The following is a 13,823-nucleotide window of genomic DNA, read 5'->3' on the forward strand; positions in this document are numbered from 1 at the left end:
CATCAGCCAGTTCGCCCTCGATGACATAGCGGATCTCGTTTGCTGCGGTCTTTGCGTCCATCTCCACCTCCAAGGTCGCGCCAGCGTACCGCAAAGCCCCCCACCCTCGCAATTTCCCCCAAACCCGCCGGGACCAGCGTGGGTAGCTTCTTCGGTATAACCTCGAATTGGAAATTTCATCCTATGCCAATCATCGACCTTGTCGCCGCAAAGGCGCACATGAACGTCTTCTTTGATGACGACGACAACCTCATCGAGGGCAAGATCGAAGCCGCGCAGGCTCACATTGAGAGCCTGCTAGGGTTTGCGATCGAGGAAGAGTTTGAAACCGTGCCGGCTGACCTAAAGCAGGCCGTGCTCGCCCTAGTCGCCCACTTCTACGAGAACCGGGAGGCCACGGGCGTCAATCTGTTCGAAGTGCCGATGTCCGTTTGGGACGTGGTTCGCGAACGGCGGTCGTATTCCTTTGAATGAGGTGTCTCATGCGCGGTCGTAAGGCCCAAGTATCCGCCCTCGACGGCGCGCTTTCCTCAGCCCCACCGGCTCCGAAGTGGCTACCCGCCCATGCTAAGGCGGAATGGCGCCGCGTCGTACCGCAACTTGTCGTCGATCGGAAGATTGCAGCCCACGAACTCGGCACGGTTGAAGCCTATTGCCTGGCCGTTGCGAACATGCGGACGGCCGAGGCTATCGTCGCAAAGGATGGCCCGACATACGTCTCGCCGACCGGTGAATTGAAGCGCCACCCAGCCACAACTCTCGTCAAGGAAGCCGTCGAAGCCTCTCGCAGGCTCGCCGCGGAGCTTGGTTTGACACCAGCCAGCAGAACAAAGAACAGAGGAGGCGCCGCCGGCAATGACGATGACGACGCCCTCGGTGACATCTAGCTACCCAGCATGGGTATTCGACAATTCCCCGATTCCGGATCCGCACGGCAAAGGTGAGCGCGCCGTAGCCTTCCTCAAGGCCCTGAGGCATCCCAAATCGACGGCACCTGGCCGCGCTTTCCAGTTAGACCGTTGGCAGGAACGCATCATCCGCAAGGTCTACGGCGATACGAAGCCGGACGGAACGCGCCGCATCAAGACCGTTTTCGCGCTTATCCCGCGCGGCAATAGAAAGACCACCCTCGGCGCGGCTTTGGCCATGCTTCACCTCGGGCCGGAGCGCATACCGGGCAGCCAGGTCGTGTCCGCTGCGGTGGATCGAGACCAGGCCCGTATTGCTCTCGAAGAGATGAAGGGCGTTATCAGCGCCCATCCGCGTCTCGATGAAGCGTTTCAGGTTCAGGACACAAAGAACCGCATCACTCACCGAAGGAGCAGCGCCTATTATCGGGCGATGTCCGCTGATGCCGCCACGGCGCACGGACGCACACCTGTCTTCGCTTTGGTGGACGAGCTCCACGCGTGGAAAAAGCGAGATCTCTGGGACGCCATCAAAACTGGCCTTGTGAAGACGCCAGGCAGCTTGCTCGTCGTCACCACTACGGCAGGCATCGGCCATGAGAACATCGCTTACGAGATGTACCGATACGCTAAGGCGGTGGCGACTCGTCAGATCGAAGACGATGCCTTTCTGCCAATTCTTTTCGAAGCCGAACCAGACGAAGACTGGCGCGACGAGGCCGTTTGGCTTCGAGTGAATCCCGGCCTTTCCTGCAATCCGCCGTATCCAGATATCGATGGCATGCGCCAGATGGTTCGCGAGGCGGAGCACCGGCCGGCCGACCGCGAGATGTTTCGGCAGCTCCACCTCAATATCTGGCTGGACGGCACAGCAAACCCCGAATGGGATTTGGCCGTTTGGGACGAGAATGCTGGCGATCTCGATCTTGCGGCCCTTGAAGGGCGGCCCGCATGGATAGGGGTAGATCTGGCCAAGAGAATCGATCTTTGCGCCGTGTCTATGGCAATTCCGATCGCCGATGACCGGATAGCACTGCATGTGCAAACGTTCTGCCCTGATGGCGCCATCCGGAGGCGCACAGACGGCGTGCCTTATGCGCTCTGGCGAGATCAGCGTTACCTGACCGCCACACCCGGCGACACGATAGACCTAGCCGTTATCGAGAACTATATCCGCGGCCTGGCCGAACGCTTCCAAGTCGAAGAAATCGCATTCGACCGATGGCATGCGCAGGACATCATGAAGTCGTTGGAAGACGACGGCCTTCCAGTCGCCGAGTTTCCGCAGAACATCTCGACGTTTGCGCGGCCCGTTATCGACTTCGAGGCCACCATGTTTGATCGCAAGTTCGTCCATGGTGGCAATCCCTTGCTTCGATGGGCAATCGGCAACGTTGTTCTCTACACCGACGCGAGCGGCAACCGCCGGCCCGTCAAAGAGCGATCTATCGACAAAATCGACCCTGCTGTCGCAGCAATCATAAGCGCCGGTCGTGCCATCCAAGGCACGTCCGGACGATCCTCGTATGAGGATGCGGATGTTTCAGATTTGTCGCTTTTTGTCGTCTGAACCAGCGCCTATCGGCCTGCATCGTCTTCCATCCCCCAATTTCAACTTTCGCCCTGGCTAGCTGCCGGGGCGCTTTCGCATGGAGAAAACAATGGCGTTAAGCGCATTACAGATTTGGCGCGATGGCCCTCCCGGCGCGCCATACCAGCCGCCTAAATCGGACATTCGGGAATACTTTCTTTGGCTTGAAAGTCAGATCGGCAGCGGCAGCGGCGGCGGATACGACTATAGTGCCGATATTGCTGCACTCGACGCCGAATTGTCGGCCCACGCAGCCAACGACAACAATCCCCACCATGTGACCAAAGCACAGCTTGGCCTTGGCAACGTCGACAACACCTCTGATGCCGACAAACCAGTTTCAAACGCCACGAATGCTCTGGTCGGTACGGCTGGGGATATCATCAACGCTCGCCCCGGCGATATGCCGCAGCATTTCGTTGATACGCTGGCCGGTGGTGTTCCATATTTGCTCGCGCCACTCGCTACCGGCGAGCAGAAGTATGACGAGAACGGCCGCGTTCTCCGGCTATCTGGCGCCGCCGTCGTCGGCACGCGGACGCTCTATTCGCTCGAGCCTGCCAAGACATATCTTGTCGAGTTCGTCGTGCAGCGCCGCTCGAACTCCTCCGATCCATCCAACGACGCCGTGCGTTGTGCTCTCGCATGGTATGATCAAGGCGCGAACCATAGCGGCACGCCTCAGACCGTTATTCAGAACATCACTATGCTGAACGTAGGTTCTGGCCGCACGCTGGTGTCAGCGACAGTCTCGCGCGCAGCCGGCACAGGCATCGACATCGTCTCGCCGGCTGATGCGCGCTACGTTCGTCCGTATGTTCAGACCTATGGCACGAGCCCGGTCACCGACATCGAGATCATCCGCTGGGAGGATATCACTCATGCGATGACCTATGCTCCGGATGTCGACGCTCTTGAGGCTCGCATTGCCGCGCAGGAGGCTATCGACGCGGATTCCCGCTTGGATACGCTGGAAAGCCAGGTTACCGCACCTGACGCGGTACGGTTCAAGACCGTTGCAGATCTGGCGGCCGCCAACGTCCCCGAATCTGCTGATGTCGTGGAACTACTCGGTTATTATGAGGCTGGAGACGGCGGCGCGGTTCAATGCCGGCGTATGGCAGCTATCGAGGCTGTACAGCCGGGAGAACACCCCTCCAACAGCGGCAGCAAGCGTTGGGGACTTGTAGGCTCGCGTCTATCGGCGCTGGTGTTCGGGGTGAAAGGAGATGGCATCACGGATGACTCTGCGGCCATGCTGGTGTCGCTCAACTGGTTTGCGAGCGCTTCCAATCTGGCCCTCATTTATCCAGGCAATCGCAGTTATCGCATGGCCTCGGGAATTCTTCGCGATTTCAGCGGACTTCCTTCCGTCGGCAGCCTGACGTTTGAAGGGTCCATCAAGCCGGATGCAGGCATCGGCAGAGCACTCACCATCCGAAACGCCCGTGGCGGCAAGTTCACTTGCAAGGTAAGCGGCGGCGGTCAGACGGCAGACTATTCGGTGGCTAACCCTGTTGGTGGCGACGAAGCGTTTGCCTTCGTTAACGTATACGCATCGCGTCTCGAAAACATCGAAGGAAGCAACTATCAAGGGCGCCTTTTGCGCATCACTAGCGATATCGCCAATATCGGACCCGATGGCTTTAAGACGCAGTGGGTTGATATCGGCAAAATTTACTTCAATTCGACGGCGGCCATTACGGATGTCGAAGCTACACGTATGGCCCAGGGTGTCGGGCAGGCGTTCTTTATCGACAGCGGCACCAATGCGTTCGGCACAATCACCCGTGTCTTCGGCATGTGGGACCTCTACGGCCCGGTGATCGAGAACACATCGGACGTCACCTTCTTTGACATTGAATCCGGCTGGCGCGGAAACAGCGGCATGGAGCTCCGCGGCGTAATATCTTTCTGGGGCGGCAAGCTCAAGCTTGGATCTGAGAAGGGGGTAGGGTCGCCAGACCTGCTCAGAATTATACCGAGCACAGTAACTACAGGCACGGCCGTGGCTAGGGCACCGCAGAATATTGAGATCGAGCATATCTTTGCCGTTGGTGGCACAAACAATGTTGTTATCACGGACGTTGGAACCGTAGCCGGACAGGGGATTGTGATCCACAGTCTGAACAGCCGCACATCGGTCACAGCTGGTCTCGTGCTGAACAACGTTCGAAAATGTAAGATCGGCTATGAATCTTATGCGGATGGTATCGCCCTAATCACGACCGGTTCAACTCAGAGAGTTGACTTCCTACGCTTCAGTTCTGACGCGAGTAAGTTGCAGACCATGCTTATCGGCACGGGGGCTGCAGGAATTAATTTCTTCGGCGGTGGTGCCTACAACGGCAATGTCAACGCTGTTGCGGCTACGGCGCTATGCGAGATCAATACTACGGGTCGAATTAACTTCTTCGGCTTTGAGTTTTCTTCGGCCAACGTGGATTACCTGCTTAAATTGGTAGCCAGTAGCGGCGTCCGCCTATTTGGGGGGCAAGTAACAGCCTCTGGGAGCTCTGCTGTCATGAGCGGGCAGCCTAGCAGAGCAAACAATGTCGTGGGCCTGACAACAGCTGCACGCGGACAAGTATCCGTAGCGGCGGGCGCGACCTCAGTAACAATACCGCACGGGCTTTATAAAATACCGGCGTGGTGGGATGCCAAGGGCAATACGGCTGAGGCGGCTAATCCAAGGGTCACCGCCGATGCCACGAACCTTACTGTAACCTTCCCTGCACCGCTGGTAGCGATTGCGCTTGTCGTGTGGAAAGGCGAGGCTGACTTCGCAGGAACTTGATATCAAAGGAGTATGTTAATGACGACCGAACAGACAACAGAAATCGCGCCGGAAGAACAGTTGCTCGATGCCGCAAAAGCTATCCTCGCCTATCCCGGTATGGCGGAGTTTATCAGCAAGGGAGACGAACTTGCGGCCTATGGCATCATGACTGATGCCCTTGCCAAGCTGCAAGCCGGCGTCGCTGCTATCGAGGCGCAATCCAGCACCTCTACTTGACGTAGACTTCCTTAAAGTGCGCCATGATCTCGTCAACAAAAACGCGATAGACATGGATGCCATCCGGACCCCAGACCTTCCGGGGATCCGACAGGGTCGCCACTTCATAGCTCGGGAAATAGTCTATCCTGTCCGGATGTCGGCGCTGCCAGCTTTCCGCGCACGTCCGTAGCATGGACTTCGAGAGCGTGTTTGCGACGACAACATCGCGCTGCGTAAATGTCGCGCTCATCCTGACCGGTGAAACCGTGACGATGATCTTCACATTCGGGTTTTTCTCGACCAGCAGATCGTAGATCTCGTCGAGGTTCTGCATGTTCTCCTCATAGGAGAGAACCCGGAAATTGAAACGATCACTGTCAGTGATGAGCTGCGTTCTCTGATCGGAACTGCCGAAGATCGGCGCGAAATTGATATAGCGGCCGGCCTCGCGATCGTACCAGCATTCGATCAGGCCGAGGGTGATCGTGACAACGTCAGCTTCGAAAGCTCGGGCGAAGTATGATGTCAGCCATTGCCGCGCAGCCTTGACGAATTCCAGGCTCGTCGGCTCGAGGATCGGGTGGGAGTAGAAGTCGACGTATTTCCCGTTGCTGGTCTTTGAGAAGGCCAGTTCATCCGGGAGATCGATCAGTCCCGCCGCATTCTCCAGCTCGTGCAGGATGGAAAAGGTGTTGTAGCGGTTGAGGTAATCCGATTTCCCCTTGATCGCCAGATCCGTTTCGTCGGCAAGCGACGTCACGTTGAAGCCGGTATCGTGCAGTGCTTTCTCGACATTTCGGGCGAAGCACGATCCGATGGTGAAGATCTTGTCGTCTTGCTTGAGCTGATGATTGGCATTGACCAGCGGCTTGATCGTTCCGGCCTTCATGCGCTCTACGGCATTTTCCGGCTTCGGATCGTTCTTCGAGTACCAGCGTGAAAACAGGTTTGATCGTAGGTTTCTTTGAGCGTCGTCAAAAGCAATGTCGAAAATAGGCATCAGTTTTCCCCCAACAGGACACGAGCGTCCTCTTATGGGGGGTTGATTTAGTTTTGTCTATACGCTCGCATTGGTCGATAAATTTTTCCGAACTTTTCCAGATCGTGATGAAAAAACGGCGATCAAGGCTTCCTTCAGTTGATCTCGCTTGCTCTTACAATTCGGAAATTTCTGAATTGGGTTATGGAATACCGCTTGTCCGGGTTCTCCATTAATTCCATCCCTACGAGGTCGGGGGTCTCATCATCCGGGCATGCGACGAGCATGGTTTCTGGATCAACAAGCGATCGGTTCACTTCCTAAATCGCAGCCTCGAAGCTGTCGATCTCAATGGATACAACGGCTAACTCGTCGTTCGGCGGATGAAATCTGTATCGCGCACTCTGCTACCCGCTCGCTCACGCGGGCCTTTTCTTTCCAAAGGATCATCCAATGAACCACGCGAAGTTCTTCTCGGCGGTTAACAGGCACGGATGCAGATTCCTGTATCCCCGACGATAAAGGTGTCCTCGGTGTACAGCTTTCAAAGATCGCTGGCGGATTTGGCCATGTGCAGAGCCGATGTGCTAATGAAAGGCTCAGGAAGAATGACAAGACTAGATAGTGTACCCGTGGTCGGCAGCGCCGAGTTTTCTCGCCTAGCCGCCACTCACGGATGGGTGGAGGCCGAGGAAATACCGATGGAGCCGCTTGCTTTAACGGATGGAACCCAGTGGCTACGGTCTCGTGCGGGACAAAACTTCGTCCGCAGTCGAGACGGCGCCGTTGTTGCCGTGCTTAGCCGAGACCCGGCATAGGCGTATTGACACGAATTCGGCATGGATCGCCACCAAAAATGGCGATGCCGACCGTTTGACCGGTGTGAAGCGTTAGCGGAATACGATCATCTTGAGGGTGGGGTTCGATGGCGCTATACGGGAGGCCGCTTAGGTATCCGATCGTCGAGTGCGTATTGGCGTCTGCTTCATATCTAAGTTTGTAGATCACGGGGTGTTCAACGCCATTGAGCGTCAAAACTCCTTCGCCTTCATAGTTGTGAACTATCACTCTTGTCCGCGACATCATTCCCTCCCGTTGTTCCCACAACTATGCGTGGAGAGCGGGAGGGAAGTCAATTCGGGTCGATAACTACTCCATTACCCAGTTTCTCCACGCCTCCTCACGTCGCAGCTCCGCCTTGCCCTCTTTAGTAACCCTCCATTGTTGAGCTCTATGTGCATCCTTTCCAGCGCATCGAACCAATCCAGCCTTAGCTAGAACACCAATCGTGTGCTCGCCTGCGCCACGAATAGATTCAATCGTGGCGCACTCAGGGTGGTCAACCATATACTGCAGCGCCTTTACTTCGCGAGGATGAAGTCCCTGCCGCGGAGCGTTTTGCCGACGCTCCTCCTCTTGATATTCTAGCTGCGTCTGCTTCTCGACTTCTGCCAGACGCTCTTGCTCATCAACGTCGTTTCGCCATCGGAGAGGAAAATGACGTCATTATCGAGGACGGCCTGTATGGCGTCAACGGTCGACCGCTTCGCGTCGGCTTGTTCTTCGGTCATTGCCGATTCTGCGGTAACTTTATTGGTCATGTTGCCTAACCGCCGCTTCCAGGGCCACCGTCGCCAGATAGGAATTCCGGATATTGGATTGTCTCGGACTCGTCGGTGTCTATAGGGGAGTCTGCAGGCGAAGCAAGACGCACGCCCGGGCCGCCAGAGCCCGAGTAGGTGCCGTCAAGAAAGACGACGCCGGCGGTTTCCAGGGCACCTTGGATGGCGGAGAGCGTTCGCGGCATGATCTCTTCGCCGCGTTCAAGCCTGGATATTGTATCGACGGCGACGCCAGCTTCTTTTGCCAATTCTCTCACGCCCCAGCCGACGGCAGCTCTGGCCATTTTGCTTTGAACTGCATTCATCATGACAATGTACCGATTTCGTATTGACGCACCGAAAGTATGCTGGTATCGGTACATTGTCACGAAAACAGAACGGACGCAACGGAGCGCTAGATAATGGTTAAGGACGTAGTTAACGCCACGATAACAGCCGATACCCTGGCCACCCTTGCCGCAAGCCTTATCGCCAGCCGCACACTTGCCGACCACGAACACCGCGGCGACGATCGCGACATCTTCGATGCGAGAATCAACGCCCTCGAAACCGAGGCGTCATTTTATGAGGCGGGGACGCCCATCGGCGCGCTCTACCAACTATGCGTCGCGAGGGCAAAACTTGACCAGCTCGCCGGCACCTATATCTGTGCGATGGATAGCGAGGGCTCCGCCCTGGCGAACCTCGTCGAGCGCATCCTGATCAGCCAGATTCGCTTCGTCGAGAACACGGGCGGCATCACCCGCGATGCGGCCGGCTTCGGATTCTATTCAGACAGTCAATTTGACAGCCGACCGTTCGGCGAATGGCGGCAGTCGCCAATTTAGAAGTTTTGCCCATGTACCGGCGCGGGTTTCTACCCCGTGAGCCGTAACCGGATCATGCACGTTCGAATCGTGTCATGGGCTCCAAGTCACCAAAGGCCGGCGCGAATGCTGGCCGTTCAGGCGATCGTGCTGACAGATTCACTGGCTCAACCCGAAAATCAGCGCGTGGCCGATAATGCCGACAAAGATGATGAGAAATACGACAGCGATTGCGCCGATAATAGCGGCGACGCTTTTTCCAGCGCGGGCCTTTTCGGCCTTCTGTCCGGGGCTATCAGCGGAAGGCGTGAGGCTCGGTTCGTTCGAAGAATTTGGCATAGCGGTTCTCCTTATTCCAAGGCTGAACCCATTCCGTGGCCATTAGTTCCCGACTCGGTGCGACGACCCGCACTGTTCGCCGCATTCCACAGCGGCTTCCCATTACCAAGCCACCACAGGCCTGCCCGTCGGTCTCACCAGCCGGCGGGTTTTTCCGTGTTGCATCCGTGTTGCAAGTACTAAATTGCAACACGTTGAAAATGCTGGAAATGCGCTGTTTTCTGCCGCAACACGCAACACGTTGAAACATGCGCTCGGTTTTAAAATATACAGTGTTTTCAAGAAGTTAAATGGTAGCGGAGGAGGGATTTGAACCCCCGACACAAGGATTATGATTCCTCTGCTCTGACCAACTGAGCTACTCCGCTACGTCTGCGCATAATCATTAGCTATGCACAATGGCCAAACAAAACCGCCGTTCGAAGAACGTTGGCTCGTCGGTTGAGCGGCTTATAAGATGCAGTTCGGCTTTGTGTCAAGCGGATGATTTGGAAAAAACAACGCTTTCCCCTGCCCCGGCCACCGCCTGCCTTCAGGCCGCGACCGGGCTCGCCAGCAATGCCTTCAGCGACGCCTCAGCCATCGGTTCGCGTTCGGAACGTTCGATGAAGCCGCCGCCATAGACGCGGGCGTCGTCGCCGGGGGCGGAGTAGAGCGCACAGGCCTGTCCGGGCGCGACGCCGGCTTCGCCGACCGTCAGGTCGACATAGATACCGCTTCTGTCGGCGCGCAGCACGGCGGGCTCCGGCGGCCGGGTGGAGCGGACCTTGACGTAACAGGCAAAGCCTTCGCCGGACGCAGCCACCAGCAGCGGCTCATCGCCGAGCCAGTTGACGTCGCGCAGATAGACGCGGTGCGTTTCCAGCGCCTCCTTCGGGCCGACGATGACGCGGCGCGAGCGGGCGTCGAGGTAGACGACGTAAAGCGGGTCGCCGGTGGCAACGCCGATGCCGCGACGCTGGCCGATCGTATAATGCAGGATGCCTTCATGCCGACCGAGCACGCGGCCGTCGAGATGGACGATCTCGCCGGCCAGCGCCGCATTCGGCTTCAGCTTGGCGATGACGTCGGAATATTTTCCCTGCGGCACGAAACAGATGTCCTGGCTGTCAGCCTTTTTGGCGACAACGAGGCCCATCTCTTCGGCCAACGCGCGGGTCTCCGCCTTCGGCATGCCGCCGAGCGGAAAGCGCAGATAATCAATCTGTTCCTGGGTCGTCGCGAACAGGAAATAGCTCTGATCGCGGTCGGCATCAGCAGGGCGATAGAGCGCGCGGCGGCCGGGATGATCCGCAGACGGGTTCGGGCGCGAACGGATGTAATGGCCGGTTGCCAGCGCATCGGCGCCTAGCTCCTTGGCGGTCGCCAGCAGATCGGCGAACTTGACGGTCTGGTTGCAGGAGACGCAAGGGATCGGCGTCTCGCCGGCGACATAGCTTTCGGCGAAGGGATTGATCACCGTCTCGCGGAAACGCTTCTCGTAGTCGAGTACATAATGCGGAATGCCGATCGTCTCGCAGACCCGGCGGGCATCGTCGATATCCTGGCCGGCGCAGCAGGAGCCGGCGCGGTGCACGGCGGCGCCGTGATCGTAGAGCTGCAGCGTGATGCCGAGCACATCATAGCCCTGGCGCTTCAAAATGCCGGCGACGACAGAGCTATCGACGCCGCCCGACATGGCGACGACGACGCGGGTGTCTTCCGGCTTCTTGTCAAAATCCAGTGTGTTCACGGTCTTGCCGCCAATCTCAGTCGATCTTCGGTGCTGTCTTCTATCCACCGGTTGCCATGCAAAAGCGGCGGATTTTTATCGTCTGCGGGCACAGGGCGGCTTTAACCGCCCAGCCTCAATTGATCAGGGATATAGAAAGGATTGCCGCCGGGCGCAAGAGGCGGCGAATCAGGGAGGCCGAGAGCGACGCTCAGTGCTTCGCTTTCAGCTGCCGAATGAGGTTGAGCCCGCGCCGCAGTGCCGTCACTGCCGCCCCGACAGCGACGATCCAGAGTGCGACGGTCAGCACCCAGGTTCCGCCGTTCCAGAGCACTTCGAGAATGGAGAGCAGTGCTGCGGCTGTGATCGTCGCCATGCGATGCTGCTTGGCCATCGGCCCGCCGAAATCGCTGGGGTTGCCGGTGGCGCGGCCGAGTTCGCGGACATAGGCGGTGAGAACGGCAAAGGCGGCAGCAGCCCAGCCAAGGCCGGGAGTGGCAATGCCATAGCCCACACCGGCGAAGATCAGGATATCGGCGATGCGGTCCGGGAATTCATTCCAGAACGGCCCATCCGGCTCACCCTTGCCGCCCTCGACGGCGACCATGCCGTCAAGCAGATTGCACAACAGCCGAAGCTGGCAGAAGAGCGCCGCAAGGATCAGGAACAGGATGCGCAATTCGCTATCCTCTTGCCCCGACAGCCAGAAGGAACCGCCGGCCAGTGCCGCCATGACCATGCTTGCCTGCGATATCTGGTTCGGCGTCACCGACAGCGCGGTCATCCGTCGTGCCAATCCCTGCGCCCAGCGTGTATTGCGGCTGGCCAACGGCCGCCTGTCGCCTGTCCCTTCGCCCGCCATGACCCTAACGCCTCCCGCCGGAAATCGAATAATTGTAGAGCGTCGCATAGCTGGTCGACACCAGCAGCGGCACTGCGATGGTCTTCACTATCTCCGGCGTACCGCTGAGCGCATGGATCGTCACCAATATGCCGGAGGAGCCAAGGCAGGCGATCAACGGTGGCGCCCAAAGGGCGGCAAGACCACGAAACCGTTTCGACAGCGCGTCGATCACCGATTTGAGGAACAGCGTCAGGCAGGCCGACAGAATGCCCTGAACCAGACCCGCGATTACGGGCCGTGGCATTGGATGCATCCGGTTGGCGAAAACGGCCCAGCCGCCCATGGCGAGGAAAGCGAAAAGCAGATGCACGACGCTGCTGCCGGCAAGCGCCCTCACCCGCCCGATCATGACACCACCCACCAGTAGCGGACTAGATGAAAGAAGATCGGCGCGGAGAAGACGACGGAATCCAGACGGTCGATCAACCCGCCATGACCTTCGATCAGGTGCCCCCAATCCTTGACGCCACGATCGCGCTTGATCGCCGACATCACCAGGCCGCCGAAGAAGCCCATGATCGTAATGATGAAGGCAAGCAGCCCGGCTTGCAGCGGCGTGAACGGCGTGATCCACCACAGCGCCGCGCCAATCAGCGTCGCGCTGGCGACACCGCCGACAAAGCCTTCCACCGTTTTAGATGGCGACAGCTTCGGCGCAATCTTCGTGCGCCCGAACAGCTTGCCCCAGACATATTGCAGCACATCGCTGAGCTGCACGACGATGACGAGGAAGGCGATCAAAAGGACGTTGCGACCTTCGTAGCCGGGAATATGCAGGGTCAGCAATGCCGGCACATGCGAGGCGCAGAAAACGCAGATCATCAGCGCCCATTGCACTTCGGCGATGCGGATCAGGAAGCGCTCGGTATCGCCGCGCAAGACCGCGATGATCGGCATCAGCAGGAAGGCGTAGACCGGGATGAAGATCGCGTAGATGCCGTATTGCTCAGCCCAGAGCAGATAATATTGCACCGGCAGAGCGATAAAGAAAGCAGCGGCGAGCGCCCAATGGTCGGCGCGCCGGGTGCTGATCAGCGTGATGAATTCGCGCAGCGCCGCAAAGGAGCAGAAGGCAAAGAGCAGGATGACGCCGGCGCGGCCCGCCAGAAAGGCGACACCGATCAGGATGACCATCACCCACCAGGCCTTGATGCGGGCATTGAGGTTTTCGATCGCCGCATTCGATCCATCCGGCGACAGCCGCTGCTGCAATACATAACCGATGACGGACGCGACGATCAGCACGCCGAAAATGCCGAGAACCAGATGGATCAGATCAGAGCTTGCCGCACTCATTCACCGTGCCCCACTTGCTTGGGCGACAAAGCCAAAAGCGCCGCTTGCGCACGCGCCAGAAAGTCCGCCTTCTCTTCGTCAGCGCCGATCCGCAACGCCTCGCCGAAAGTCACCGTGCAGATCAGCGGAATGGGCACGAACTCACCCTTGGGCATGACGCGGTTGAGATTGTTGATCCAGACGGGAATGAGATCGATATCGGGACGCGCCATCGCCAGATGATAAAGCCCGCTCTTGAACGGCTGTAATGGCGCATCCGTCAGGTTTCGCGTGCCCTCGGGGAAAAGGATCAGCGAAGAGCCGGCGTCGATCGCCGCAGCCATCTGCTCGATCGGATCTTCCGTTCGCGCCTCGCGATCACGCTCGATCAAAACGGCATTGAAGACGTCGCGGCCGATGAAACTGTTCAATTTCGACTTCAGCCAGTAGTCGGCACCGGCGACCGGCCGCGTGCGCTGACGCAGCCGCGGCGGCAACACGGTCCAGATCAGGATGAAATCGCCATGGCTGGAATGATTGGCGAAATAGACGCATCGCTCTGACGGAACACCGCTCTCGGGCCAGATCGCCCTGACAGCAGTAACGGCCCGCGCGAACAGTACGATCGCAACAGATGCCGGTTTCGCAAGCCACTCTATCGGCCTGCCCATCGTTTCCCCCAAAATGCTC

15 protein-coding genes and 1 tRNA gene are annotated in these 13,823 nt (G+C 58.3%); 6 read left to right on the top strand and 10 right to left on the bottom strand.

Translation table 11 applies throughout. The features are described 5' to 3' along the window. Positions 1 to 183 precede the first annotated feature (183 nt). The 5 genes from HB780_RS20875 to HB780_RS20895 all read left to right on the top strand — a co-directional run bounded on the left by HB780_RS20875 (position 184) and on the right by HB780_RS20895 (position 5,515). Positions 184 to 474, top strand: a complete 291-nt coding sequence (locus HB780_RS20875) for a head-tail connector protein (protein WP_183695965.1) — start codon at positions 184 to 186, stop codon at positions 472 to 474. Positions 475 to 482: 8 nt separating this feature from the next. Beyond that, a complete protein-coding gene (locus HB780_RS20880) occupies positions 483 to 887 on the top strand; it encodes a phage terminase small subunit P27 family (protein WP_183695968.1) in 405 nt (134 codons plus the stop codon). Continuing rightward, positions 856 to 2,478: a terminase large subunit gene (locus HB780_RS20885; protein ID WP_286203154.1), complete on the top strand. Its 1,623-nt coding sequence runs from the start codon at positions 856 to 858 to the stop codon at positions 2,476 to 2,478. The genes HB780_RS20880 and HB780_RS20885 overlap by 32 nt, the downstream gene beginning before the upstream one ends. Before the next feature lie 91 nt (positions 2,479 to 2,569). Continuing rightward, positions 2,570 to 5,296 carry a hypothetical protein gene (locus HB780_RS20890; RefSeq protein WP_183695971.1) on the top strand — a complete coding sequence of 909 codons (2,727 nt, stop codon included), beginning with the start codon at positions 2,570 to 2,572 and terminating at the stop codon, positions 5,294 to 5,296. Between the two features lie 18 nt (positions 5,297 to 5,314). Then, a complete protein-coding gene (locus HB780_RS20895; RefSeq protein ID WP_183695974.1) occupies positions 5,315 to 5,515 on the top strand; it encodes a hypothetical protein in 201 nt (66 codons plus the stop codon). Here HB780_RS20895 and HB780_RS20900 read toward each other — a convergent pair. The 3 genes from HB780_RS20900 to HB780_RS20910 all read right to left on the bottom strand — a co-directional run bounded on the left by HB780_RS20900 (position 5,508) and on the right by HB780_RS20910 (position 8,382). Beyond that, positions 5,508 to 6,497, bottom strand: a complete 990-nt coding sequence (locus HB780_RS20900) for a GSCFA domain-containing protein (protein ID WP_183695977.1) — start codon at positions 6,495 to 6,497, stop codon at positions 5,508 to 5,510. The two genes, HB780_RS20895 and HB780_RS20900, sit on opposite strands and share 8 nt — an antisense overlap. 1,403 nt (positions 6,498 to 7,900) lie before the next feature. Then, positions 7,901 to 8,047 (bottom strand): hypothetical protein, encoded by a 147-nt coding sequence (locus HB780_RS20905; protein ID WP_183695980.1) that lies wholly within the window; start codon positions 8,045 to 8,047, stop codon positions 7,901 to 7,903. 35 nt (positions 8,048 to 8,082) lie between these two features. Then, positions 8,083 to 8,382, bottom strand: a complete 300-nt coding sequence (locus HB780_RS20910) for a helix-turn-helix domain-containing protein (RefSeq protein WP_353622964.1) — start codon at positions 8,380 to 8,382, stop codon at positions 8,083 to 8,085. 117 nt (positions 8,383 to 8,499) lie between these two features. On the opposite strand from HB780_RS20910, the gene HB780_RS20915 reads away from it, so the two are divergent. Further along, the gene (locus HB780_RS20915) at positions 8,500 to 8,925 is read left to right on the top strand and encodes a hypothetical protein (protein WP_183695982.1); all 426 of its coding nucleotides are present in this window, start codon (positions 8,500 to 8,502) and stop codon (positions 8,923 to 8,925) included. Positions 8,926 to 9,063: 138 nt separating this feature from the next. Here HB780_RS20915 and HB780_RS20920 read toward each other — a convergent pair whose 3' ends face one another. The 7 genes from HB780_RS20920 to HB780_RS20950 all read right to left on the bottom strand — a co-directional run bounded on the left by HB780_RS20920 (position 9,064) and on the right by HB780_RS20950 (position 13,804). After that, a complete protein-coding gene (locus tag HB780_RS20920; protein ID WP_183695985.1) occupies positions 9,064 to 9,243 on the bottom strand; it encodes a hypothetical protein in 180 nt (59 codons plus the stop codon). 291 nt (positions 9,244 to 9,534) lie between these two features. Then, a tRNA-Met gene (locus HB780_RS20925) sits at positions 9,535 to 9,611 on the bottom strand. Positions 9,612 to 9,775: 164 nt separating this feature from the next. Continuing rightward, a complete protein-coding gene (mnmA, locus tag HB780_RS20930) occupies positions 9,776 to 10,975 on the bottom strand; it encodes a tRNA 2-thiouridine(34) synthase MnmA (protein ID WP_183695988.1) in 1,200 nt (399 codons plus the stop codon). Positions 10,976 to 11,165: 190 nt separating this feature from the next. Beyond that, positions 11,166 to 11,816 carry a CDP-alcohol phosphatidyltransferase family protein gene (locus HB780_RS20935; RefSeq protein WP_183695991.1) on the bottom strand — a complete coding sequence of 217 codons (651 nt, stop codon included), beginning with the start codon at positions 11,814 to 11,816 and terminating at the stop codon, positions 11,166 to 11,168. 4 nt (positions 11,817 to 11,820) lie between these two features. Further along, positions 11,821 to 12,207, bottom strand: coding sequence for a hypothetical protein (locus tag HB780_RS20940; protein ID WP_183695994.1), 387 nt, complete (start codon positions 12,205 to 12,207; stop codon positions 11,821 to 11,823). Next, the gene (locus HB780_RS20945) at positions 12,204 to 13,154 is read right to left on the bottom strand and encodes a phosphatidate cytidylyltransferase (protein ID WP_183695997.1); all 951 of its coding nucleotides are present in this window, start codon (positions 13,152 to 13,154) and stop codon (positions 12,204 to 12,206) included. Before HB780_RS20945 ends, HB780_RS20940 begins: the two co-directional genes overlap by 4 nt. Then, the gene (locus HB780_RS20950) at positions 13,151 to 13,804 is read right to left on the bottom strand and encodes a lysophospholipid acyltransferase family protein (protein ID WP_183696000.1); all 654 of its coding nucleotides are present in this window, start codon (positions 13,802 to 13,804) and stop codon (positions 13,151 to 13,153) included. Before HB780_RS20950 ends, HB780_RS20945 begins: the two co-directional genes overlap by 4 nt. Positions 13,805 to 13,823 lie beyond the last annotated feature (19 nt).

The sequence above is a fragment of the Rhizobium lusitanum genome, from assembly GCF_014189535.1.
GTDB lineage: Bacteria > Pseudomonadota > Alphaproteobacteria > Rhizobiales > Rhizobiaceae > Rhizobium > Rhizobium lusitanum_C.

Bases quoted from the DNA above. Each gene is read 5' to 3' on its own strand.
- HB780_RS20915 (WP_183695982.1), top strand. From the start codon at position 8,500: ATGGTTAAGGACGTAGTTAACGCCACGATAACAGCCGATACCCTGGCC.
- HB780_RS20910 (WP_353622964.1), bottom strand. From the start codon at position 8,382: ATGGCCAGAGCTGCCGTCGGCTGGGGCGTGAGAGAATTGGCAAAAGAA.
- HB780_RS20950 (WP_183696000.1), bottom strand. From the start codon at position 13,804: ATGGGCAGGCCGATAGAGTGGCTTGCGAAACCGGCATCTGTTGCGATC.
- HB780_RS20900 (WP_183695977.1), bottom strand. From the start codon at position 6,497: ATGCCTATTTTCGACATTGCTTTTGACGACGCTCAAAGAAACCTACGA.
- HB780_RS20935 (WP_183695991.1), bottom strand. From the start codon at position 11,816: ATGGCGGGCGAAGGGACAGGCGACAGGCGGCCGTTGGCCAGCCGCAAT.
- HB780_RS20895 (WP_183695974.1), top strand. From the start codon at position 5,315: ATGACGACCGAACAGACAACAGAAATCGCGCCGGAAGAACAGTTGCTC.
- HB780_RS20905 (WP_183695980.1), bottom strand. From the start codon at position 8,047: ATGACCGAAGAACAAGCCGACGCGAAGCGGTCGACCGTTGACGCCATA.
- HB780_RS20890 (WP_183695971.1), top strand. From the start codon at position 2,570: ATGGCGTTAAGCGCATTACAGATTTGGCGCGATGGCCCTCCCGGCGCG.
- HB780_RS20880 (WP_183695968.1), top strand. From the start codon at position 483: ATGCGCGGTCGTAAGGCCCAAGTATCCGCCCTCGACGGCGCGCTTTCC.
- HB780_RS20875 (WP_183695965.1), top strand. From the start codon at position 184: ATGCCAATCATCGACCTTGTCGCCGCAAAGGCGCACATGAACGTCTTC.
- HB780_RS20920 (WP_183695985.1), bottom strand. From the start codon at position 9,243: ATGCCAAATTCTTCGAACGAACCGAGCCTCACGCCTTCCGCTGATAGC.
- HB780_RS20940 (WP_183695994.1), bottom strand. From the start codon at position 12,207: ATGATCGGGCGGGTGAGGGCGCTTGCCGGCAGCAGCGTCGTGCATCTG.
- HB780_RS20945 (WP_183695997.1), bottom strand. From the start codon at position 13,154: ATGAGTGCGGCAAGCTCTGATCTGATCCATCTGGTTCTCGGCATTTTC.
- HB780_RS20885 (WP_286203154.1), top strand. From the start codon at position 856: ATGACGATGACGACGCCCTCGGTGACATCTAGCTACCCAGCATGGGTA.